This is a genomic window from Burkholderia sp. BCC0506, from assembly GCF_902833145.1.
Taxonomy (GTDB): domain Bacteria; phylum Pseudomonadota; class Gammaproteobacteria; order Burkholderiales; family Burkholderiaceae; genus Burkholderia.
In genome coordinates, this window is the sequence record NZ_CADFEN010000014.1 from 24,328 (window position 1) to 46,709 (window position 22,382).

Consider the following 22,382-nt stretch of genomic DNA (forward strand, 5'->3'; position numbering starts at 1 on the left):
GGAAGCGACGTAGCGTCGTGCCATCCGGACGAGATGACGTCGGCCGAGGATCGGCATTTCAGCGCGACGTTCGCCGGTATCGACGGACGACGGGCTTCACGATTCGTGACTTGGCGGTGTAGTTCGTCCTGCCCGTATCGGGAATGCAGCGCGTGCGGGAACGACACCGGGACGACGCTCGAGGGGCGCGGGACGGGATCGGCCGACTTCGAAAGAATGTGAACGGTCGACTCCGGTTGCGCGCCTGACAAAAAGGATTCTAAATCCTGTCAAAAATCCGTCGCCAACCTGACAAATTTGCTATGCTCGCCGAAAACCAGACGGGCGGCACTCCCAGGGCGGACAGCGGGTGTGATTGCCCGCCGAATAACGAAGTCAAACAAAAATCCTGAGAGTCACGCTGTGAATACAGCCGAATTACTACGCACGTTTGCGTCGGGGGTGGTCGATCAGAACAATCGGCCGGTTCGCATGAACTGGGGGCCCGCCCAGAAAACGCTCGAGCAGGTGCTCGCGCTCCAGTATGCCGATATCCGCGAAGGATTGATGACGGGCATCGAAGGGCATCTGACCTGCGTGTCGGCACGGGCCGATCTGCCGATCCGCAGCTTCATCGGGCTGCCGGTCTCCGTCGAGATGACGACCGATCGCGGGCGTCTCCATACCATCAACGGCATCGTCACCGACGTTCGCGCCGGACAATCGGACGGTTCACTCACCTGCTACCAATTGACGATTCGCGACGTGCTGTCCGTGATGGAGCGGCGCACCAATTCGCGGTTGTTTCGGTCCAAGAGCCTGCCCGACATCCTGGGTGTACTGCTTCAGGAATGGCGCCAGCGCAGTTCGGCGCTCGCGGGCGCATTCGAGTTCGACCTGTCCGGTCTGCAAGCCGAGCGTTACCCCGCGCGTGAACTCACGCGGCAGGTCAACGAGTCGGATGCGCACTTCATCCGGCGGCTGTTGCGACGGGAGGGAGCGACCGTATTCGTCAAGGCGGGCAAGGCCGGCGAGCGGGCGAGCGGCAATGTGCACGACACGCCCGTTCATACGCTCGTCTTTGCCGACGACCCGATGAAGTTGCCGCAGACGGCCGCCGGCACCGTCCGCTACCATCGCGACGCCGCCACCGAAGAGCGTGACTCGATCACGCTGTGGGCGACGAGCCGCCGGTTGATCCCGGGCAAGATCATTCGGCCGACGTGGGACTACAAGAGCGGCCGGATGTCGCAAACCGAGCAGGCGACGATCGTCGATCAGGGCGACGGCGGCAACGACCTCGGGCATTTGCTGGCCGACGTCGTCATCGATATCCCGCACGCCGGGGATTCGTCGTCCGATCTCGACCGGATCGGCAAGGACCGGATGCTGGCGCATGAACTGCGTGCCGAATCGGTCGACGGCGTGAGCAATGTGCGCGATTTGGCCGTCGGCCACTGGTTTGCGCTCGCGGAGCATCCGCAGCTCGACACGATGCCGGCCGAACAGCGGCAGTTTGTCGTCACGTCGCTTCATCATTGCGTGCGGAACAACCTGCCGAAGGAACTCAACGAGCGCGCGCAATCGCTGTTCGCGGCAAGCCGCGTGCTGTTCAACGCGGTGCCGTCCGACGTGAACGGCACGTCGGGCGACGAAGGCGATAGGCGCTACGAGAATACGTTCTCGTGCGTGCGGCGCGGCGTGCCGCTGACGCCGGCCTACGATCCCCACGTCGACCTGCCGCCCGTGCATCCGATGACGGCCGTCGTCGTCGGGCCGGAGGGCGAGGAGGTGTTCTGCGATGAAATGGGCCGTATCCGCGTGCGGATCCAGGGGCTGAGCCCGGACGATCATGCGCACGCACAGGGCGCCGGCACGAGCGGCACACCGTCCGACAGCGCGCCGGTGCGCGTTGCCTGCGCGCTCGCCGGGCCCGGCTTCGGCGCGAATACGTTGCCGCGCGTCGGCATGGAAGTGCTGATCGGCCATATCGGCGGCGATCCGGACCGGCTCGTCGTGATGGGCGTGCTGGCCAACGGGCCGAACATGCCGGCGACCTTCAGCCATACCGGCGCGCTGCCGGGCAACCGCTATCTTTCCGGCACGAAGACGAAGGAAATCAAGGGGCAGCGGTACAACCAGATCCGCTTCGACGATACGCCCGGGCAGATCAGCAGCCAACTGGCGAGCGAGCATGCGTACAGTCAGCTGAATCTCGGCTATCTGACGCAGCCGCGCGACAACGGGCAGGGCGCGGCGCGCGGCGAGGGCGCCGAATTGCGCAGCGATGCGCACGTGGCGATTCGCAGCGGCAAGGCGATGCTGATTTCGGCTTGGGAGCGCCTGCGCGCGAGTGACGGGCATCTCGCGCGGGACGAGTATCTGCACCTGATGCAGGAATGCGTCGAGCTGTTCAAGAGCCTTGGCGACTATGCGGGCCAGCACCAGGGCGTGGCGCTGGATACGCAGCCGCACGATGCACTCGTGACCACGGTGAAAGGCTGGCCGAATGGCGACGCGTCCGGCGGCGGTGAATCGTCAGGCGCGTCGATGGCCGCGATCGGTATCACCGCGCCGGCCGGCATCAGCATGGCGACGCCGAAGACCGTGACGACCCATGCAGGCGGCAACGTCGATGTCGTCGCGCAGAACCACCTGCAGTACACGAGCGGGCAGCGGATCAACCTGCAGGCCGGGCATGGCGTGGCGATGTTCGCGCACAGCGAGGGCGTGTCGGCCATCGCCAACCAGGGGAAAGTGGCGCTGCAGAGCCAGAACGACGACACGCAGATCGATTCGGCGAAGAACATCCAGATGACGGCGGGTGGCGGCAAGCTCGCGGGCATGGCCAGCGAGCAGGTCGTGTTCGTGACGTCGGGCGGCGCGTACCTGAAGCTGCAGGGCGGCGATATCGAGCTCGGGTGTCCGGGGAGTTTCACCGTCAAGTCGGCGTCGCATACGTGGGCCGGGCCGGCGAGCATGAGCGCCGACTTTCCGAAGTTCGACCAAGGCTCGCTGGGGCGGGTGCCGAAGCTGGTCCGGGCCACGGACGGGCAGCCGGTCGAGGGCATGGAAGCCGAGGTGCGAAAGGCGTCGGGCGAATTGATCAAGGGGAAGACCGACGCGCAAGGCAAGCTGGCGCCGGTCAGCAGCGACCAGTTCGAACAATTGGCGGTTCGCTTCTTCAAGTCGAGAACCTGAGCCGAGTCTTCAAGAAAAACAACATGTTCAACTACAACTTTGCGCAGAACCCGGGCGGGCAACCGTCGACGGACGACCCGTCGCAGACTCCGGTGGGTGGTGGGCTGGGGACGACGCTGTTCAACCGCAACGACCTCGAGTGCGTGATGCAGATGCCGCTGCCGGGCGTCGTCATTTTCGTGCACGGGGTGAATTCGGAAGGGGAATGGTTCCAGGAGGCCGAGAAGGGGCTGTGTGCCGGGTTGAACCGGCGGATGGGGCGTTATGACGATCAGCTGTTCCATTGGGGGCCGGTGGCCGGGCAGATGACGCCGGTCAGCTATATCGAAAGCCTGACGCCGGACGGCTTCCTGAATCCGGAAATGTCGTCGAAGACGTACATCAAGCCCGATCCGTCGTTTTCGCCCGTCATCCACTTTCGGTGGGGCTATGCCGCGAATGCGCAGGAGCTGAAGGAGTATGGCGACAAGATCATGCTCAACGAGAAGAATTACTGGGGCGGTGGCCCGTTCGCGGGCGGGTGTTCGAGTCTGCCGGATCTGTGGAACGACGGATTGAACGATCGGCTCTTTCTGTGGCTGACCGTTCAGCACATGAACAGCATCGGCAATCGAAAAATCTACTCCACGCCGCCGCGCACTTACGGCGTACTTGGCGCGCTGCGGCTGGCACGCCTGGTCGAGTCGATCCGCAAACGACAGGCCGACGCGCCGATCACGATCGTGTGCCACAGCCAGGGAAACATGATCGGCCTTGCCGCCGCATTCCTCGGCGACCGGTTGCCCGAGGTGACGGATCAGTGGGGCAAGAAAGGGCGCTGCGTCGCCGACACTTATGTGCTCGCCAATCCTCCGTACAGTCTCGTCGAGGCCAACATGACCGACTCATGGGCCCAGCGCGGAGTGCGCGACAAGAACGGTCACGTGGGGCGCGAGACCTATGTCGCGCGCAAGGAGACGTTGAGGGCGTACTTCGATATCCTGCGTGCCCGGGCCGAGCTCGAGATGCCTGCGGAGGATCTCGATCGCGCGATGGAAAGCGCGAGACCGTCGAAGGATGGAGGCAAACCGTATAGCGCGGCCAAGGACCGGGAGGCGCATGGGCTGTACCAGAAAAACACCTATGGAAGAGTGACGCTGTACTGCTGTCCGCACGATCAGGTCATTTCCGCCCTGACCGTTCAGGGGATCGGCTGGCGCGGGATGAGTATCGATGAAATCAGTGCGACGAACGCGTGGGGCGTTTTTTCGCAACGCGTGTTCGCGTCGAATTTCGAGGTGGGCGGAGAGAGCAAGCTCTATCGGTACTGGCAGGATGACTGGCGCAAGGACAAGAACCAGAAGGAAGGTTTCTGGTATCCGCCATCACCACCGGCGCGCTATGGTCTTGGACGAGGCATGCATTCCAATGAAGGGTGGATCGCGAAATTCATCACCCTTGTAACAAGCCCGGCGCTCTATCTATTCAATTTGACGAACATGGCGGTCAATGCCGATCCGCCCAAAGACTGGGAAATCCCGATTACGGCACCGATGCTCGACAAGGAGACTCGCTTCCTCCCGCAGGCGTTGCGCTATGGCAAACCGTCGGGCGCTCGCGATGCGCAAGGGAAACCGATCGAGGAAGGACGCTTCAACGAGGGTTACGATCCGCCGTCGGCTGGGCGTGACGCCAACAAGGAGAACAAGCGTGATGACGATCCATACGACAACTTCGACGCGAAGTCGGAAAAATTCAAGACCGAGGGCGATGCGCTGAAGGCGCAGGGGGACGCGGCGTCCGAGGCTGCGCAGCGATACGAGGATCATTCCATTCTCCGGATGGAAGCGCGGAGATCCGGAAATCGCCGCTGGGTCGACAAGAACGGAAATGTGGTCGGGGAGGATAATCCGGCGTCAGCGAGTGCTGACTATACCGAATGGCGGAACAACGAGATATTCCAGATTCTGAACGGCGGGGACAAGAATAACCCCACTAACCATTCGACCATCATGACCAACAAGGATCATGCTGAAAAGGCATTGGCTTACGATGTGGCAATTGGGCTGTGCTATCTGACAGAGATGGATTGGCAGGACCTCAGGATTCAGGCTGATTGGCGATTTGCCAATAGTCTGGGTGATGAGGGTCAGAATGGTAAGATCGCGGAATACATTTTGACTGGAAAGTGCGATAAATCATTTTTGCAGGATTGGGTGGTCAAGGATGCTCATGCAAAAATGCCTTCCAAGATACACGACGAGCGAGATGGTGGATTTTTCATGAAGCTTGGAGGCATTTTATGAGATCGGCCATTGCTACGTGGCCGCGTCGATTTGGAGTCGCCGGCGGTGCATTGCTTCTTGCGTTGGGTGTATCAGTTTTAATATTGGTTTCGTCTGATGAGGCGACAGGAGCGCTGTTGAGCATGGGAACTCTGATGAAGCGGTTAGTCCTGGTTCCAGGGCTTGTGGCAATCATGGTATTTGCATTTGCAACTGTGATGGCGGGGCCGCGAGCAGTTGCGGCCTCATTGAACGAGAAGGCGGCTCCGGCCACCGGAGTTGGGGCGTCCAGACCATTCGTTGCTCAGGTCGTCGGGCTTGGCTGGATGAACCCGCTGCAGCGCAAGGATTACAGCACCGAGTGGCAGACATTATGGACGCTCGGCCTGGTAAAGCCGAATGTCAACGATGATATGGTTCGGGTTAATCCTAAAAAATATTCAACCTTGCAACCGATTGCTATCGTGGCCGATGGTCGCCGGGGGCGTGAATCATTTTCCGGATTCTATAAAAAGTATGTCAATGAATTGCTGATCCTTTTTAGGACGCGATATTTTACGAATGAGGACTATTTTTACACGGTTAGCGCGGATAGTCAGAAGAAGTGGCGGGAATTGGCTGGCATGCATATCGAGCTCGCCATCCCCTCGGGCCGACTCGATCCTGGGCTGGCGTCGGCACATTTGCGAGATCAGATTGTTAACTTCTTCGAAATAGGAAATCCGTCCGCCAAAAATTTATGGAGCCACGACACACCGCCGGATGTGCACGTGACATCGGGGCAGGGGAATGCCGGCTTCACGTCGCTGAACGCGGCACTCGACTATCTGGCCGCCCATCCCGACAAAAGTGCGTGGGTAATGAACTGGGATGCACCGAGCTTTCCGCCGAACGACGAACAGATCAACGAGAACATGGTGGTGCTGTTCCTTGCCGGCCCGGATCTGAAGACCGAGCGCGAGCCGCTGGCGTGGATCGGTAAAGCCGCTCGAAGCAACGTCAAGGATTTCGACGCAAAGCAAGGCGCGAGTCGCGCGGTGCAGGCATGGAAGTCGACGATCGATACGGCGGCGACTAATGCAGGCGTGCCGGTGTCGTCATTGAATTACATCGTGCACGACGCGGGCAAGGGCAGCGATGCTGCATCGACAAGAATTGCATCGCTGTCGCAGACGCTGACGGAAGTACTGCCGGAATACGATTTCCGTACGCAGACCTTCAATACGTCGGCACTGCTCGGTGACATGGGCGCCGGCGCGGCGCTGACCGATGTGGCGCTGGCGATCGGCCGAGCGAATCACCTCGGTGGAAATGTGCTCGTAGCCGGAACGACGGACCCCGAGCATCCGACGGCAGTCGTCGTCGTCGCGCCGTCGAAGCTGACGCCGATCGACGCCGGCAAGGACTGGTTCCGCGCACGCGGTGAGAACAACGCGTACTTGCCGTGGTGGGGGCGCCGTCACGACGCGCGCCCTGCGTCGCAAGGCTATTCGGAGTAAGGAGCACGCATGCGCGGAATCATTCGAGTCGGCGACGCAACGAGCCACGGCGGTCAGGTCGTGACCGGCAGCGCGGTCAGCGAAGTGATGGGGCGGCCGGTCGCCCGGCTCGGCGATACGTGCATCTGTCCGATCGCGGGCCATCAGGCCTGCTTTATCGCCGAAGGCGATCCGCAGGTCATCGTCGACGGGAAACCGGCTGCATTCGATGGACACAAGACGTCGTGCGGTGCGACGCTGATTTCGAGTCTGGCGTCGTCCGGGCGGGAATGAATTGCCGGACCGGCGCTCGAAGTTGGCCGGTTCGATCGGGGTATTCATGCACTGCTTCACTCTTGCCAGACGTATCGGGTGCGTCTCGATCGTGATGGCGACACTCTTGTCGAGCCCGCCATTGCGGGCTGAGACGCGCGCCGCATTGACGCAATCCGTCGAAGGTGCTTCTGTCGCGCCGTTTGTTGCCCAAGTTGTCGGACTTGAATGGCTCAATCCGCTGCAGCGTCGTGACTAGCCGACCGAGTGGCAATTGCTGTGGACGTTGGGCTTGGCTCCTGCGAACAAGAATGACGATATGGTGCGCGCCAACCCTAAAAAGTACTCTACCGTTCAAGCGATCTCAATCATCGCGGATGGCAGCTCTGGACGTGAATCATTTGGTGGATTTTACGAGAAATATATCGACGAGTTGCTCGTATTGTTTCGTACTAGATATTTTACCGATTCCAACTATTTCTATACCGTGAAACCTGGTGACAGAAGTAGATGGCGTGAGCTGGCTGGCGTGCATGTTGAACTGGCAATTTCTGGTCGTCTTGATCCCATCAAGGCAAAGGCATATTTGCGTGATCAAATAATCAGCACGTTCGAGATCGGAAATTCATCGGCAAAAGATCTGTGGAGCCACGACACACCGCCGGATGTGCACGTGACATCGGGGCAGGGGAGTGCCGGCTTCACGTCGTTGAACGCCGCGCTGGACTACCTGGCCGCGCATCCCGACAAAAGCGTGTGGGTGATGAACTGGGACGCGCCAAGCTTTCCGCCGCAGGACGAACAGATCAACGAGAACATGGTGGTGTTGTTCCTCGCCGGCCCGGATCTGACGACCGAGCGCGAACCGCTGGCCTGGATCGGCAAGGCGGCGCAAGGCAGCGTTCAGGATTTCGACGCGAAGCAAGGCGAGGGCCGTGCGGTGCCGGCATGGAAGTCGACGATCGATGCAGCCGCAGCCAATGCGGGCGTCGCGGTCTCGTCGCTGAACTACGTTATCCACGATACGGGCAAGGGCAGCGCGGCCGCGTCGGCAAGGGCTGCGTCGCTTTCGCAGGGGCTCGCGGCAGCCGTGCCCGAAAGCGACCTCCGCGGCGGGACCTTCAACACGTCGGCACTGCTCGGTGACATGGGGGCCGGCGCGGCGCTGACCGATGTGGCGCTCGCGATCGGCCGCGCAAATCATCTCGGCGGCAACGTGCTTGTGGCGGGCACGACGGACACCGAACATCCGACGGCCGTGGTGGTGGTCGCACCGTCGAAGCTCACGCCGATCGATCCCGGCAAGGACTGGTTCCGCGCACGCGGGGAGAACAACGCGTACTTGCCGTGGTGGGGCCGCCGTCACGACGCGGGCCCGGCGTCGCAAGGCTACTCGGACTAGGGCGCGACGCCCGCGTTAAGCAATCTGTAACAATCAGCGGAATAGCGACAGGCCAATTCTTTCAAAATACTTTCCATTTCTCTCCGTCGGCGTGTGCGGAGAATTCCGGATTCATGCTCCATCAACGCATATGTCCTTACATTGCCGGAAGCAGTATCGAGATGGCCGTCGTATATATTACAAAGCGTATGGAAATTGAAAGACTTGCCTGGCTTGACGCGCCGCACCGTCGCCATTTATTGTCCGTCTGCCGCCCGTGAGAGAGCACGGCGGCAATCGCGGAAGCGCGCGTTGCGCGCACGACAACACACGTAGCAAAAAGCAGAAAAGGAAACGTGGTAGCCACATGAAGCCGCTATTCGACGACAACAAATCCGATGCGGTCAGCGCTCGTCCTTCCACCCCGTCTTCGTCACCCGTCGCCGTGCCAGCCGCCGTCGCCAACGCCGCCGCGCCGGCCGCGCAGCCGACGGAGCGCCTGATCACCGTCGACGAGATCGACCAGCTCGGCGCGACGCAGGGTGCGCGGATCGCCGCCTTTTCCCAGCAGATTCTCGCGAGCGTCCGCGCATCGGACGCCGACCAGTTCGGCGACAAGCTCAACGAGCTGATCGCGACCGCGAAGGGGCTCGACCCGCGCGGCGCCGACAAGGGCGGGCTGCTCACGCAGGTCACGCGGCTGTTCCGCTCGACCAAGGAGAAGCTGCTGTCGCAATACGAGTCGGTGAGCAAGCGGATGGACACGCTCGTCGTCGAGCTCGAAAACCATGCGCAGCGCCAGAAGGCCGGCATCGACGAGCTCGAGCGCATGTACAACGACAACTACGCATTGCACCAGGCGCTCGCGCAGTCGAAGGCGCACGGCGAAACGGCGCTCGCGACGCTGCGCGCGCATCTCGCGGCCGGCCAGCAGCCGGCGGACGATGCGTTCGCGGCGCAGCGCCTGCTCGACGTGAAGCGCAAGGTCGACGCACTGGAAAGCAAGCTCGACGATCTCGACCGCGCGATGCTGATGTCGAAGCAGCTCGCGCCGCAGATCCGGATGGAGCAGGACCAGAAGCGCACGCTGACGTCGAAGTTCATGACGATCAAGACGGTGCTGATCCCCGCGTGGACCAACGCGTTCGCGCTCTATCTCGAGCAGCTCGGCACGAAGCGCGCGGCGGCGCTCGCGAACGCGACGTACGACGCGGTCGACGAGGCGATCCGCGCGCAAGCCGACCTGAACCGCCAGAACGCGCAGGAAGTCGCGAAGCTCGGCCAGCGCCCGGTGATCTCGACCGACACGTTCGAATACGCGCAGCAGCAGCTGTTCGGCGCATTCGACGACATCACGCAGATCATTGCCGACGGCCGCCGCCAGCGCGAGCAGGACGCGCCGCGTCTGCGCCAGCTCGAACAGGACCTGATCACCCGATTCGCTCCGAAGAACTGACAACCAAGAAACCTGAGAGATCACCGCATGATTACGCTTGAGAAACGCGCGGCGAAGGTCGCGATCGTCCTCGAAAAACGTCAGATCCTGAAGCCGCCGGTCGTACGTGTCGGCGCGGCGCTCGACATTTCGGGCTCCGCGAAGCCGCTGTACCAGTCGGGCGTGATCCAGGAGACGCACGACCGGATTCTCGGCATTGCACTGAAGTTCGACGACAACGGCGAAGTCGACACGTGGACCTTCACCGAAGGCTACGACCGCCTGCCGACCGCGACGCCGGACAACTACGGCTCGTACATTTCCGACCACGTGCTCAACGCGCGGATCGACAAGTGGGGCGGCACGCAGTACGCGCCGGTGATGAACGACATCGTCGATTTCTTCTTCCGTGCGCCGGAGCCGAAGCGCGAAGAAAAGCGCGGCTTCCTGAGCCGGCTGTTCGGCGCCGCGGACGACACGTCCGCGCCCGTGGTTTCGGCGCCCGTGAACGGCCATCTGCCCGCGTGGGTACTGTTCGTCACCGACGGGCAGAACCCGAAAAACGACCGCAAGCGCGTGCGCGAGCTGCTGGCCGAATCGCAGCACTTCCCGCTGTACTGGTCGCTCGTCGGCGTCGGCGATCCGAGCGAATTCGACTTCCTCGCGGAAGTCGCGGACGAAATGCCGAACGTCGGCTTCCTGCATCTCGAATCGCTCGACCTGAGCGACGAACAGATCTACGAACACCTGATCACGCAGGAATTCTGCGACTGGGTGCGCGCGAAGTAAGCGCGACCCGCCTGCCCCTTTTTCTGAACTCGATTACCCCATCATGTTGAAAGACTTCAAGATTCCGTTGTCGCTCACGGCGCTCGCGCTGATCGCGGCTTATCTCCTCGGCGGCGTGAAGGACATGCTGATCGTCGCGGTCCTGTGCGTGCTCGAAATATCGCTGTCGCTCGACAACGCGGTCGTCAACGCATCGGTGCTGAAGAACTGGTCGGAGAAGTGGCGCAACCGCTTCATGGTGTTCGGCCTGCCGGTCGCCGTATTCGGCATGCGGCTCGTGTTCCCGCTGCTGATCGTCGCGGTGATCGGCCACATCGGGCTGTGGGACGCGCTGACGCTCGCGATCGAATCGCCGGACAAGTACGCGGCGGTGCTGACGTCCGCGCATCACGAAGTGTCGGCGTTCGGCGGCGCGTTCCTGCTGATGGTGTTCTTCAAGTTCATGCTCGACACCGAGAAGGACGAGCACTGGATCGGCTTCCTCGAAGGCCCGATGCGCCATCTCGGCCGCATCACCGCGCTGGAAGTGGCGCTGACGCTCGCGATCGTGATCGTCGCGTCGTTCTACGTACCGGCAACGGAGCAGGTCAGCTTCCTGCTCGCGGGCGCGTTCGGCGTGATCGGCTTCGTGATCGCGCACGGCGTGGGCGACCTGGTCGGCGGCGAGGACACGGGCACGCGCGTGGTGCGCGAAGGCGTCGCGGGTTTCATGTATCTGGAAGTGCTGGATTCGTCGTTCAGCTTCGACGGCGTGATCGGCGCGTTCGCGCTGTCGAACAACATCTTCCTGATCGCACTCGGCCTGGGCGTCGGCGCGGCCTACATCCGGGAGATGACGCTCGTGCTGCTGAAGAAGGGCACGCTCGCGCAGTACCGGTTTCTCGAGCACGGCGCGTTCTGGGCGATCGGCGCGCTCGCGACGATCATGTTCCTGGGCGTGAAGTTCGAGGTGCCCGAGGTCGTCACGGGCCTGATCGGCGCGGCGATGATCGCCGCGGCCGTGTGGTCGTCGATCGTCGTGCAGCGCAAGGAAGACCGCGCTGCGGTGGCGGGCAAATAAGCCGCGTCGAAACCCATCCACGAGGGGCCGCCGCGTGCGGCCCGGCATCGCCGCCGGCGCAACGGCGGTTCCAGCAGAAGAGGTTCAGATGATCAATTTGTCGAAAGGCGGTCGCGTCAATCTGTCGAAGGAAGCGCCCGGCACGCAGAAATTCCGCATCGGTCTCGGTTGGGACGCGAACGCGACGGACACGGGCACGGATTTCGATCTCGACGTGTCGGTGTTCCTGTGCAAGTACGACGCACAGAGCAATCCGAAGCTGATCTCGGATCAGCACTTCGTGTTCTACAACAGCGAAGTGCGCACGATGGACCGCAAGGAAACCTTCAATCAGCCGGGCGACGATTTTCCGAAGCGCGGGATGCCTTCGTCGAAGTGCCTGGGCGTCGTGCACAGCGGCGACAACCGCACGGGCAGCGGCGACGGCGACGATGAAGTGATCTTCATCGACATGACGAAGCTCGCGGCCGACGTCGAGGAAATCTCGATCGTCGTGACGATCGACCAGGCCGAAGCGCGCCGCCAGAATTTCGGGCAGGTTCGCCACAGCTACATCCAGATCGCCGACGAGGTGTCGGGGGCGGTGATCGCGAAGTACGCGCTCGAGGAAGACTTCTCGATGGAGACGTCGGTGCAGGTCGGCAGCTTCTATCGCCGCGACGGCCACTTCATGTTCAAGGCGGTCGGCGCGGGCTACAACCGTGGCCTCGGCGATTTCGTCCGCGCGTACGGCGGCGCGGTCTGACTGGCGGCAGCCCGGCATGCGGAACCCCGCCGCGCCGGGCAGGAAGCAGCGATGACGAATCCGTCCGACGAGCCGAAGCGGCTCGAGTTCGATACGACGCCCGAGCGCACGCCCGGGCGTCTTGCGTTCGACGCGCCGGCCGCGGCCGGCGTGCCCGGTGCGCCGGCGCGGCCGGCTCCGCGGGCGCTCGATCTCGGGCCGGCGCCCGCGTCGGCTCAAGCCGCGCGTACGGCGCCGGCCGACGCGGTCGGTCGCGCGTTGTTCGGCGAATCGAACCATCCGCAGCTCGAAGCGTGCTTCCGCGCCGCACAGGCCAGTTTTCCGAATCTCTATCCCGACTACGCGCCGCGCATCGAGCGGCATATCCGGCAACTGGTGCCGCTGAAGCTCGCGACGGTCGCGACGATCGGCGACGGCGCGCTGGAGACGGCCGGCAACCTCGTCGAAGCGGTCGCGGCGACGACGCGCGAATTCAACGAACTCGGCGCGGCCGACATGATGGCCGGGATGCTCGCGCAGGCGACGCGCAAGGCCGGCCTGTTCGAACGCTGGTTCGGCGGCGCCTCCGGCGAGGTCGACTATCGCGCGGCGCTCGGCGCGCTGAAGCAGTCGCTCGGTTTCTTCCCGCGCCGCACCGAGGAACTGGCCGCGAAGGTTCGCGATGCGGAGGAAAACCTCGTGGTCGTGCTCGCCGCGTTGAGCGCGGTGTCGGACGTCGTGCGCGCGCCGGACGATGCGGGCGTCGAGCGCACGCTGTTCGACCGTCGCAACATCGTCGGGCAGGCCGTCCAGCAGATCCGGATGCAGCCGGCGCAACTGCGCGGGCTCGACGAGCGCGTGACCGACCTGCTGTCGCGCGCCGATCACCTGATGAACGTCGTGCTGCCGGCGGCGCTGGCCGCGCGGCCGCCGCGCTGAGCGAACGATCCGGCCGCACGCGCTTCGGTGCGCGCGCTGTCGCGTCAGGCGACACGGTTTCGCGCGGGTGGGCGCGAGTCTGCTATCTTCCCGGGCATCTCATCGCTTTCCCGCCGATTCTCCATGACCGACCGCATCGTCGCCGCCTTCGATTTCGACGGCACCATCACGACCACCGACAGCTTTCGCCACTTCGTCCGCCAGACGGTCGGCACGCCGCGTTTCGCGTGGGCCGGGCTGCGCGCGCTGCCGTGGATCGTCGCGATGAAGGCCGGGGTGCTGTCGCGCGGCGACGCGAAGGCGAAGTTCGCGTCGTTCGCGTTCGGACCGATTCGTGAAGACGCGCTCGACGCGCACGCGCGCCGGTTCGTCGACGGTTATCTGCCGAGCCTCGTGCGTCCGGAAATGCTCGAGCGCATTCGCGAGCACCGCGCGCGCGGGCACGAAGTCGTGCTGGTCAGCGCGTCGCCGTCGCTGTATCTGGAGAAGTGGGCGAAGACGGCCGGCTTCGACGCGGTGCTCGCGACGCGGCTCGCATTCGAGCGCGGCGTCTTCGCCGGGCGGCTCGACGGCGAGAACTGCTGGGGGCCGCAGAAGGTCGTGCGGCTGCGCGGATGGTGGGGCGACCGGCCGCCGAAGCAGTTGTTCGCATACGGCGACAGCCGCGGCGACAAGGAAATGGCCGAACTCGCGAACTGGGCGTGGATTCGCGGGCAGGGGCCGATGCCGCCGATCGACGCCTGATGACGCTCTCGCGCCGCCGGCGTTACGCGTCGGCCTGCACGTCGTGCGTGCGGCGAGACGGGCGATAGCTGCCCCAGCGATTCGCACGGGCGAAGGTGCCGACGTCGTTGAAGCGCACGCCGACTTCGCGCAACGCCGCATGCGCGGTGCGCGCGGTCAGCTGGCGGATGTAGAACGGATCGCGTACCACGAAGTGATGGATCGCGTGCGTGCTGCCGAAATTGAAGCAGAACAGCTGGAACGGCAGCATCCACCACGGGTTCAGCACCTGCGTCTGCTGGATCACGTTGCGCGAATCGATGTCGCCGAAATAGTGCATGTTCGAGCTGACGAAGTTGATGCAGAAGCTGCGCACGAAGTTCGGCCCGAGCCACACCACCGCCAGGAAATCGACGACGCTCATCGCGCGCTCGACGACGGCGGGAACCGTCATCGCGACGCCGAACGCATGCAGCGCGAACAGGCCGACGTGATAGACGATGAACGCATGCCACAGCGCGTAGTACAGGTGACCGACCGGCATGTACGACGACAGCTGCTCGACGCGCAACTGCAGGCGCTCGGACGGATCCCGCACCGGTTGCGCGGCCACGTACTGCTTCACCTTGCGGCGCATCGCGGCCGGCCGCAGCACGACGGCGAGCATGCCGTCGGCGATCATCAGCAGGCGCTTGACGCCCCAGCGCTCGCCGTTGGTGATGCCGAATTCCTCGAGATCCGATTCGCCGCCCGACACCTTGTGGTGATGCAGATGCATGCGCCGCCGCGTCCACGGGTTGATCGTGCCGGGCCGCGTGAGCCAGCACAGCGCCATCATCAGGTGATACGCCCACGGCGTCTTCTTGAAGTACATCAGGTGGATCAGGTCGTGCTCGAGCTCGTGGATCAGCGACGTGACGAACGCGGCGAGCGGCAGTGCGACGTACCACGCGATCGCGCCGCGTGCATACAGCCACGCGATCGCGAGCATCGCGCTGACCGACGCGGCCATGACGGTCGCGCCGACGAGGTTCTGGTTGTCGAGCAGCGGAAAACGCGCGCGGATCGCGTCGCTTGCGGCGTTCACTTCGCGGCGGACGTACGCGACCTTGTCTGCGTCGTGGCGAAAGGCGGTTCGTGCGGGTGGGCTCATCGACCGGGATCCGTGCGGAAAGAGTGGGGCGCAGTGCCGATGTGACAAGCATAGGCGCGTGCCGCAGCGCATGCGAGGGCCGTCGGTGCCAAGGATGGTGTCATTTCGGGCCACGTTGGCCGGCCGTGCGGCGTCCGACGCGCTGCTGCAAGGCTAGAGTGCCGCCGTGGTGTCATTGCGGGCCAGCGACGCTACAATCCGCCGAAACCGCCCGGAGTGAGCCGCATGGTCCTGTCCGTTCCGGATGCCGCGCGCCAGTTGAACAAGGCGACGGTGTCGTCCGCGTATGCGCTGTTCATGCTGATGCTGGCCGAGGAGCGCGGCATCGACGGCGGGCGCATTCTCGCCGGCTCGGGCGTCGAGCGCGGCCGGCTCGCGCAGCCCGATGCGCGCATCACGCCGCTGCAGCAGGCGGCGATCGTGTTCAACCTGCTCGACGCGACCGGCGATCCGTCGATCGCGATCGAGATCGGCCTGCGCAGCAGCCTGACGAAAGCGGGGCTGATCGGCTTCGGGCTGATGAGCTGCGCGACGCTCGGCGAGGCGATCGCGCTGGGCATCCGCTACCTGCCGACGCGCGTGCCGTTTTTCTCGGTGCGGCTCGCGCAGCTCGACGGCATCGTCGACATCGACGTGTTCGAAGCGTTTGCGCTCGGCCGGCTGCGCCAGTTCGCGATGGAAAACTTTCTGGTCGAGACGGCGATCCTGTTCAATTCGCTGCTGGATCCGACGCCGGGGCGCACGCTGCGCTCGCGTGCCGAGCTCCATTTCGAATGGCCGGAGCCGCCGTGGTTCGAGCGCTATCGCGCGCGGCTGCCGCGCTGCCATTTCGACGCGAGCGCGAACCGCATCCGCTGCGACGCCGCGCTGCTCGACGAGCCGATCGGCACCGCGAACGCGCAGACCGCGCAGATGATCGTCCAGCAGTGCGAGGCGGAACTCGCGCGGCTCGGCTATGCGGAGAGCATCGTCGAGCGCGTGCGCAATCTGCTGATCTGCGGCGAAGGCGGCTATCCGTCGGTCGACGACATTGCGCGCGAGCTGCACGTGTCGGCGCGCACGCTCAAGCGCAAGCTGGCCGAATACGGCGCGACCTATTCGGCGCTGCTCGACGAGATCCGGCTGCGCGATGCGCTGCGGCTGCTCGAAGGCACGCGGCTGCCGGTCGACGAGATCGCGGCGCGCGTCGGCTATACCGACCGCGCCAATTTCACGCGCGCGTTCAAACGCTGGACGGGTGTTGCGCCGAGCGAGCGGCGCTGAACGTTGCGCCCGCATCGGCATGCCGGTGCGGGCGCAGGCGCGGATGCTTCTTCAAACCTTCGAACCGTCACGCCTTCAGACGATCGCGACCCAGTTCGCGCCGCGTCCGCCCGGCACGCGCGTGTGCAGCGACAGCGCGCCGTCGTCCGGCGCGATCGCATACACGGCCACGTGTTCCGACCGTTCGCCGCAGGCGACGAGCCAGCGCCCCGACGGATCGATCGCGAACCCGCGCGGCTGCGTCTCGGTGGCCGTCGCCTGCGTGGGCTCGAACGCGCCGTCGTCGTTGCGGCGATAGCCGAGCAACCGGCTCGACGTGCGCTCGCTGACGTACGCGAAGCGCGCGTCGGGCGTCAGGTGCAGATCGGCGGCCCATACGGACGGTTCGGCGGGGGCGGGCGGACGCGCATGGCCTGGCGCGAGTCCCGTGACGGCAGGATGGCGCGCGCTCACGTGTGCGTCGCCGAGCCGGCCGGTGTCGGTGTCGCGTGCGAAGGTGGCGAGCGTCGCCTGGAATTCGCTGACGACGACGAGCGTGCGGCCGTCATCCGCGAACCGCAGGTGACGCGGGCCGAAGCCGGCCGGCACGCGCGTTTCGCCATGTTCGACCGCGCGCAGGCCGGCCGCGTCCTCGACGAGCGCGAAGCCGAACACGCGGTCCGAGCCGAGCGAACTGACATAGGCGAAACGGTTGTCGGGCGACACGATCACCGCGTGCGCGTTCGCGATGCCGCCCGCGACTTGCCGCGGCGTCCCGTCGCCGTCGCGCACGCGCGCCGCGTCGTAGAGGCTCAGCGAATGCCCGCCGTACGATGCGCCGAGCAGCCAGCGGCCACTGCGGTCGAGCGACAGGTACGCATGGCTCGCGTCGATCGCGGTCGTGCCGATGCGGGCGAGCGCGCCCGTGTCGGCGGCGACGCGGAACGCGACGATGGTCGGCTGCGTGCCGCGTGTCGCGACGTAGAGCCGCGCGCGGTCGGCCTGCACGGCGATCGGCATCGCGACGTCGGCGGCCGGATAGCGGGCGAGCGGCGCGAGCGTGCCGTCGCCGGCGAGGGAGAACGTGGCGAGGTCGCCGTCGGCGGCATTCGAGACGACGACGGTCAGGCGGTCAGTGTTCGGCATGGCGGAGCATCGAAGCGTGCGTGAAGGATTCGTCGGCCGGCAGCCCGCGCGGCGGATCGCTGCGCCGGTGCGTGCGCGCGAACAGCGCGGCGAGCGCGGCGACGAGCGAAGCGATCGCGAGCGCATACAGGCCGCCCGTGATCGAACCCGTATGTTGCTTCAGATAACCGAAGGCCGTCGGCGCGACGAAGCCGCCGAGGTTGCCGACCGAGTTGATCAGCGCGATCACGGCCGCGGCCACGCGCGTGTCGAGATAGCCCTGCGGGATCGGCCAGAACAGCGACGCCGCGGCCTTGAAGCCGAGCGCGGCGAAGCAGATCGACGCGAACGACCACACCGGATCGGGCGACGTCGACGCGAACAGCCCGCACGCGGCGAGCACGAGCGCGAACGCGAGCCAGCGCTGCGGATGCTTCCACTTCGACGACAGCACCGCGAAGCCGTACATCGCGCCGATCGCGATCATCCACGGAATCGTGTTGTACAGGCCGACCTGGAAATCGGTGAGGCCGCCCATCTTGCGGATGAGGGTCGGCAGCCAGAACGTGGCCGCGTAGATCGTCAACTGGATCGAGAAGTACAGGAAGCAGAACAGCACGATCTGCGGATCGCGCAGCAGCGTGGTGGCGCGCATCGGCACGTGCGAGCGGACGTCGCGCGTCGCGCGCTCGTCGTCGAGCGCGTTCTGGAGCGCCGTGCGTTCTTCGGCCGTGAGCCACGTCGCGTCGCGGATATGCGATTTCAGCAGCAGCCAGCTCGCGCCGCACAGCGCGACCGAGAACAGCCCTTCGATCAGGAACATCCATTGCCAGCCTTCGAGGCCGAAGCCGCGGATCGACAGCAGGCCGCCCGTGACGGGCCCGGACAGCACCGATGCGAACGCGGAGCCGCCGAGGAAGATCGCCATCGCCTTGCCGCGTTCCTGCGGCGGCAGCCACTGCGACAGGTACAGCACGACGCCGGGGAAGAAGCCGGCCTCGGCCGCGCCGAGCAGGAAGCGCAGCGCGTAGAACGACGTGTCGTTCCACACGAACGCCATCGCGGCCGCGACGATGCCCCACGTCGCCATGATCCGCGCGAGCCAGACGCGCGCGCCGTAGCGCTGCATCAGCAGGTTCGACGGCACTTCGAACAGCGCGTAGCCGACGAAGAAGAGCCCGGCGCCGAGCCCGTACGCGGCCGCGCCGATGCCGATCGACGCTTCGAGATGGCGATCGACGAAGCCGACGTTCACGCGATCGATGTAGTTCGCGATGAACATGATCAGCACGAGCGGCAGCACGTGCCACTTCACTTTCGAGACGGCGGACGCGAGCGGGTCGCGGCCGGACAGGGCGGGCGAGGGCGGGTTCAACTGTGTCTCCGGTCGGGCGGCGGCGGGCGGGCCGGCAGCCCGCGTCGACGTCTTGGGGTGATCTATGTAGTATGTCGTCGTATGACATGGTACGCCCGAGTATCGGGGATGAACTAGCGGGTTTACCCGTGATTTCACCGATATCGGGGGCGCTCGAAAAGCAGAACGTGCGCTTAAACATCTGATGACGTATGACATGAGGCGGCATCGCGGCAATCGCCAATTCAGCAGCCGGCCGGCCACGTCAGCGGAAAGTGCGCGGTCGACGCAACGTATTCGTGCACGGCACGTATCCCGGAGCCGGGTGAAGAGAGCCCACCTCGACGAGGACGATGCTCGATACCCGCATGTTTCGCATGCTGGCGCGCATGCGCGAAGTCGTGCCGTACATGAAACGGCCGCGGCGCGGTCGCGACGATCGGCACGCGGGCGACCCGCAAGCCGTTTGCAGGCCAGCCCGGCTACGCTCATTGAAGGGCGCGCTCGCGGTTGCGGCAAAATACGGGGCGCGCGCACCGGTGTGTGCGGCATTCGCGCGAACGGCATCCGCGCGGGCGGGATGGGCGGCGTGCGATGCAGACGTATTTCCGGCAGGCGGCTGCCGACGACGGGTTGGCGGAGAGGCGCGTCGTGGCATCGCGCATCGCGCCCGTCATCGCGTTCGCGAAATCGGCCGCGATGCCCGGCGCGAACGGCGGCGATTTCATGCCTCGACGATGGAGCAACGGATCATGCAGGACAACCAGTACGCGCGGCACGTCTTCGCGTTCAACGGCGACGCGGACGGCCTGTGCGCGCTTCAGCAACTGCGGCTCGCGGAACGGGTGCACGGCACGCTCGTGACCGGCGTGAAGCGCGACATCCGGCTGCTCGAGCGCATCGACGCGGGCGCGGGCGACCTCGTCACCGTGCTCGACGTGTCGCACGACCAGAACCGCGACGCGTGCGCGCGGTTGCTGCGCGACGGCGCGACCGTTCGCTACTTCGACCATCACTTCGCAGGCGCGCTGCCGGACCATCCGCGCTTCGACGCGCATATCGACACGGCGGCCGACGTCTGCACGAGCGCGATCGTGAACCGCTATCTCGGCGGCCGGCATGTGCGCTGGGCGATCGTCGCGGCATTCGGCGACGAACTGCCGGCGCTTGGCGACGCGCTCGCGCGCGAGCATGGCATCGACGAAGCCGAGCGTTGCATGCTCGCCGAACTCGGGCTTTACCTGAACTACAACGCATACGGCGAGTGCGTCGGCGATCTGCATTTCGATCCGGCGGCGCTCGCCGATGCGATGCTGCCGTGCATCGATCCGCTCGATTTCGTGCGCGAGACGGCCGTGTTCGCCGCGTTGCGCGACGGCTATCGCGACGACATGGCGCGTGCGCGTGCGCTTGCGCCGCTGCGCGAGGTGCCGGGCGCGACACTGGTCCGGATGCCCGATCGGCCGTGGGCGCGGCGCGCGACCGGCATGCTCGCCAACGAGCGGATGCGCGATGCGCCGCATGCGGCGCTCGCTGTGCTGTCGCCGTGCGCGGGCGGCGGGCTCGTCGTCAGCGTGCGCGTGCCCGACGGCCGGCCGATCGGTGCGGACGAATTCTGCCGCGGCTTCGCGACCGGCGGCGGGCGCAAGCGCGCGGGCGGCATCAACCATCTGCCGGAAGCCGAGTTCGATGCGTTTGCCGAGCGCTTCGAGGCCGCGTTCCGGCTCGATTGACGCGATGCATCGTGGCTGGATCGGCGGTTGTACCGGCGAGCACGGGCGGCCCGTCGGGCCGCCGCAGCGTGGGTCGATGCGTTCGGCATTGCGCCGGCCATGCGCTCGATGCGCTGGCCGCGTTGCCGAAGCGCCGCTGACCATGCGTCGCGGTTTGCCGCATCAATTGCAGAACGCGACGTGCTCGAGCAGCGCGTACGCGACGCCGGAATCGAAGTAGGCCGCGCCGCACCAGGCGACGAACGCGAGCGTGCCGGCGGCCAGCGCCGCGCGGATCATGCCCATGCCGCGTTGCCCGCTGCCGGGCGGGCGACGCGTGCGTCGTCGATCGGCAGGTGCAGCAGCGCCGCGAGCACGCCGAGCGCGATCGAGCCGATCCACAGCGGCAGGTACGAGTGCGTCGCGTCGTACACGAGCGCACCGAGCCACACGCCGAAGAAGCTGCCGAGCTGGTGCCCGAAGAACACGAAGCCGAATAGCGTCGCGATGTAGCGCACGCCGAACACCTGCGAGATCACGCCGTTCGTCAGCGGCACCGTGCCGAGCCACGTGAACCCCATCACGGCCGCGAATACGTAGACGCTCGCGGGCGACAGCGGCACGGCGACGAACGCGGCCATCGCGAACGCGCGCACGAGGTACAGCACCGACAGCACGTACTTGCGCCGCAGCAGCCCGCCGAGATGGCCGCACGCGTAGGTGCCGGCCACGTTGGTCAGCGCGATCAGCGCGAGCGCGACGCTCGCGTGGCGTGCCGGCAGCCCGTGGTCGAGCAGGTACGCGGGCAGGTGCGTCGCGATGAACGCGAGCTGGAAGCCGCATGCGAAGAAACCCGCGTTCAGCAGCCAGAAGCCGCGATGCGCGAACGCTTCGCGCACGGCTTCGCCGATCGACTGGTCGGAGCCGGCGGCGGCGCCGGCCGCCTGCGCGGGCCGGTCGCGCAGCAGCACGGCGAGCGGCGCGAGCAGCGCGGCGACGAGCGCCAGCGCGATGAACGCGTGCCGCCAGCCGATGCCGCCGATCAGTTCCTGCGCGACGGGCACCATGCAGAACTGGCCGAGCCCGCCGATCGCACCGGCGACCCCGAGCGCCCAGCCGCGCCGGTCGGGCGGAAAGAGGCGACTCAGCGCGCCATAGATCGACGCGAACGCGGAGCCCGACAGCGCGATGCCGATCACGAGCCCGGCACCGACCGTGAAGAGGCCGGTCGTGGCCGCATGCGCCATCGTGACGAGCCCGGCCGCGTACAGCAGCATGCCGGCGGCGATCACGCGCACCGAGCCGAAGCGGTCGGCCACCATCCCGGTAAACGGCTGGGCGACGCCCCAGATCAGGTTCTGCAGCGCCAGCGCGAGCCCGAACGCTTCGCGCGACCAGCCGTGGTCGAGCGAGACGGGCGCGAGGAACAGGCCCTGCACGTGGCGGATGCCGAGCGCCACGCCCATGATGAGGCCGCCTGCCAGCACAGGCAGCCAGCGGCGCCGGACTTCCTGCTCGATCGGGGTCATGCGTGTCTCCGGATGAAGGCG

At 65.5% G+C, this 22,382-nt stretch carries 17 protein-coding genes and 1 pseudogene; 13 read left to right on the forward strand and 5 right to left on the reverse strand.

What is annotated here, in order from left to right; all coding sequences use genetic code 11:
- The first annotated feature begins 402 nt into the window (after positions 1-402).
- The 11 genes and pseudogenes from HWX62_RS27545 (at position 403) to HWX62_RS27595 (ending at position 14,267) form a co-directional block, all read left to right on the forward strand.
- On the forward strand, positions 403-3,180 hold the full coding sequence (locus HWX62_RS27545; protein ID WP_175932696.1) for a type VI secretion system Vgr family protein: 2,778 nt from the start codon (positions 403-405) through the stop codon (positions 3,178-3,180).
- A gap of 23 nt (positions 3,181-3,203) precedes the next feature.
- Positions 3,204-5,465 (forward strand): hypothetical protein, encoded by a 2,262-nt coding sequence (locus HWX62_RS27550; protein WP_175932697.1) that lies wholly within the window; start codon positions 3,204-3,206, stop codon positions 5,463-5,465.
- Between the two features lie 122 nt (positions 5,466-5,587).
- Entirely contained in the window at positions 5,588-6,943 is a 1,356-nt protein-coding gene (locus HWX62_RS27555) for a hypothetical protein (protein ID WP_048984991.1), read from the forward strand.
- A gap of 9 nt (positions 6,944-6,952) precedes the next feature.
- A complete protein-coding gene (locus HWX62_RS27560; protein WP_006482760.1) occupies positions 6,953-7,216 on the forward strand; it encodes a PAAR domain-containing protein in 264 nt (87 codons plus the stop codon).
- 46 nt (positions 7,217-7,262) lie between these two features.
- Positions 7,263-8,597, forward strand: a pseudogene (locus tag HWX62_RS27565) (virulence factor).
- 346 nt (positions 8,598-8,943) lie between these two features.
- Positions 8,944-10,032 carry a toxic anion resistance protein gene (locus tag HWX62_RS27570; protein ID WP_175932698.1) on the forward strand — a complete coding sequence of 363 codons (1,089 nt, stop codon included), beginning with the start codon at positions 8,944-8,946 and terminating at the stop codon, positions 10,030-10,032.
- A gap of 27 nt (positions 10,033-10,059) precedes the next feature.
- The gene (locus HWX62_RS27575) at positions 10,060-10,800 is read left to right on the forward strand and encodes a VWA domain-containing protein (RefSeq protein ID WP_175932699.1); all 741 of its coding nucleotides are present in this window, start codon (positions 10,060-10,062) and stop codon (positions 10,798-10,800) included.
- A 43-nt stretch (positions 10,801-10,843) separates the two neighbouring features.
- Positions 10,844-11,860 (forward strand): DUF475 domain-containing protein, encoded by a 1,017-nt coding sequence (locus tag HWX62_RS27580; protein ID WP_006482747.1) that lies wholly within the window; start codon positions 10,844-10,846, stop codon positions 11,858-11,860.
- A gap of 88 nt (positions 11,861-11,948) precedes the next feature.
- Complete coding sequence (locus HWX62_RS27585) at positions 11,949-12,605, forward strand: TerD family protein (RefSeq protein WP_175932700.1); 657 nt, start codon at positions 11,949-11,951, stop codon at positions 12,603-12,605.
- Between the two features lie 51 nt (positions 12,606-12,656).
- Complete coding sequence (locus HWX62_RS27590) at positions 12,657-13,523, forward strand: hypothetical protein (RefSeq protein ID WP_175932701.1); 867 nt, start codon at positions 12,657-12,659, stop codon at positions 13,521-13,523.
- Positions 13,524-13,646: 123 nt separating this feature from the next.
- Entirely contained in the window at positions 13,647-14,267 is a 621-nt protein-coding gene (locus tag HWX62_RS27595; protein ID WP_175932702.1) for an HAD family hydrolase, read from the forward strand.
- Between the two features lie 22 nt (positions 14,268-14,289).
- On the opposite strand, the gene HWX62_RS27600 is transcribed toward HWX62_RS27595, so the two are convergent.
- Entirely contained in the window at positions 14,290-15,399 is a 1,110-nt protein-coding gene (locus tag HWX62_RS27600) for a fatty acid desaturase (protein ID WP_175932703.1), read from the reverse strand.
- Between the two features lie 225 nt (positions 15,400-15,624).
- Between HWX62_RS27600 and HWX62_RS27605 the strand changes: the two genes are divergently transcribed.
- Entirely contained in the window at positions 15,625-16,662 is a 1,038-nt protein-coding gene (locus HWX62_RS27605) for an AraC family transcriptional regulator (RefSeq protein ID WP_175932704.1), read from the forward strand.
- A 75-nt stretch (positions 16,663-16,737) separates the two neighbouring features.
- Here HWX62_RS27605 and HWX62_RS27610 read toward each other — a convergent pair whose 3' ends face one another.
- Positions 16,738-17,787 (reverse strand): beta-propeller fold lactonase family protein, encoded by a 1,050-nt coding sequence (locus HWX62_RS27610; protein ID WP_175932705.1) that lies wholly within the window; start codon positions 17,785-17,787, stop codon positions 16,738-16,740.
- Positions 17,774-19,141 (reverse strand): MFS transporter, encoded by a 1,368-nt coding sequence (locus HWX62_RS27615; RefSeq protein ID WP_175932706.1) that lies wholly within the window; start codon positions 19,139-19,141, stop codon positions 17,774-17,776. The genes HWX62_RS27610 and HWX62_RS27615 overlap by 14 nt, the downstream gene beginning before the upstream one ends.
- Positions 19,142-19,872: 731 nt before the next feature.
- On the opposite strand from HWX62_RS27615, the gene HWX62_RS27620 reads away from it, so the two are divergent.
- Entirely contained in the window at positions 19,873-20,853 is a 981-nt protein-coding gene (locus tag HWX62_RS27620) for an acetyltransferase (protein WP_175932707.1), read from the forward strand.
- A 162-nt stretch (positions 20,854-21,015) separates the two neighbouring features.
- On the opposite strand, the gene HWX62_RS33250 is transcribed toward HWX62_RS27620, so the two are convergent.
- Positions 21,016-21,138: a hypothetical protein gene (locus HWX62_RS33250; RefSeq protein WP_006478335.1), complete on the reverse strand. Its 123-nt coding sequence runs from the start codon at positions 21,136-21,138 to the stop codon at positions 21,016-21,018.
- The gene (locus tag HWX62_RS27625; RefSeq protein ID WP_175932708.1) at positions 21,129-22,361 is read right to left on the reverse strand and encodes an MFS transporter; all 1,233 of its coding nucleotides are present in this window, start codon (positions 22,359-22,361) and stop codon (positions 21,129-21,131) included. Before HWX62_RS27625 ends, HWX62_RS33250 begins: the two co-directional genes overlap by 10 nt.
- Positions 22,362-22,382: the final 21 nt, after the last annotated feature.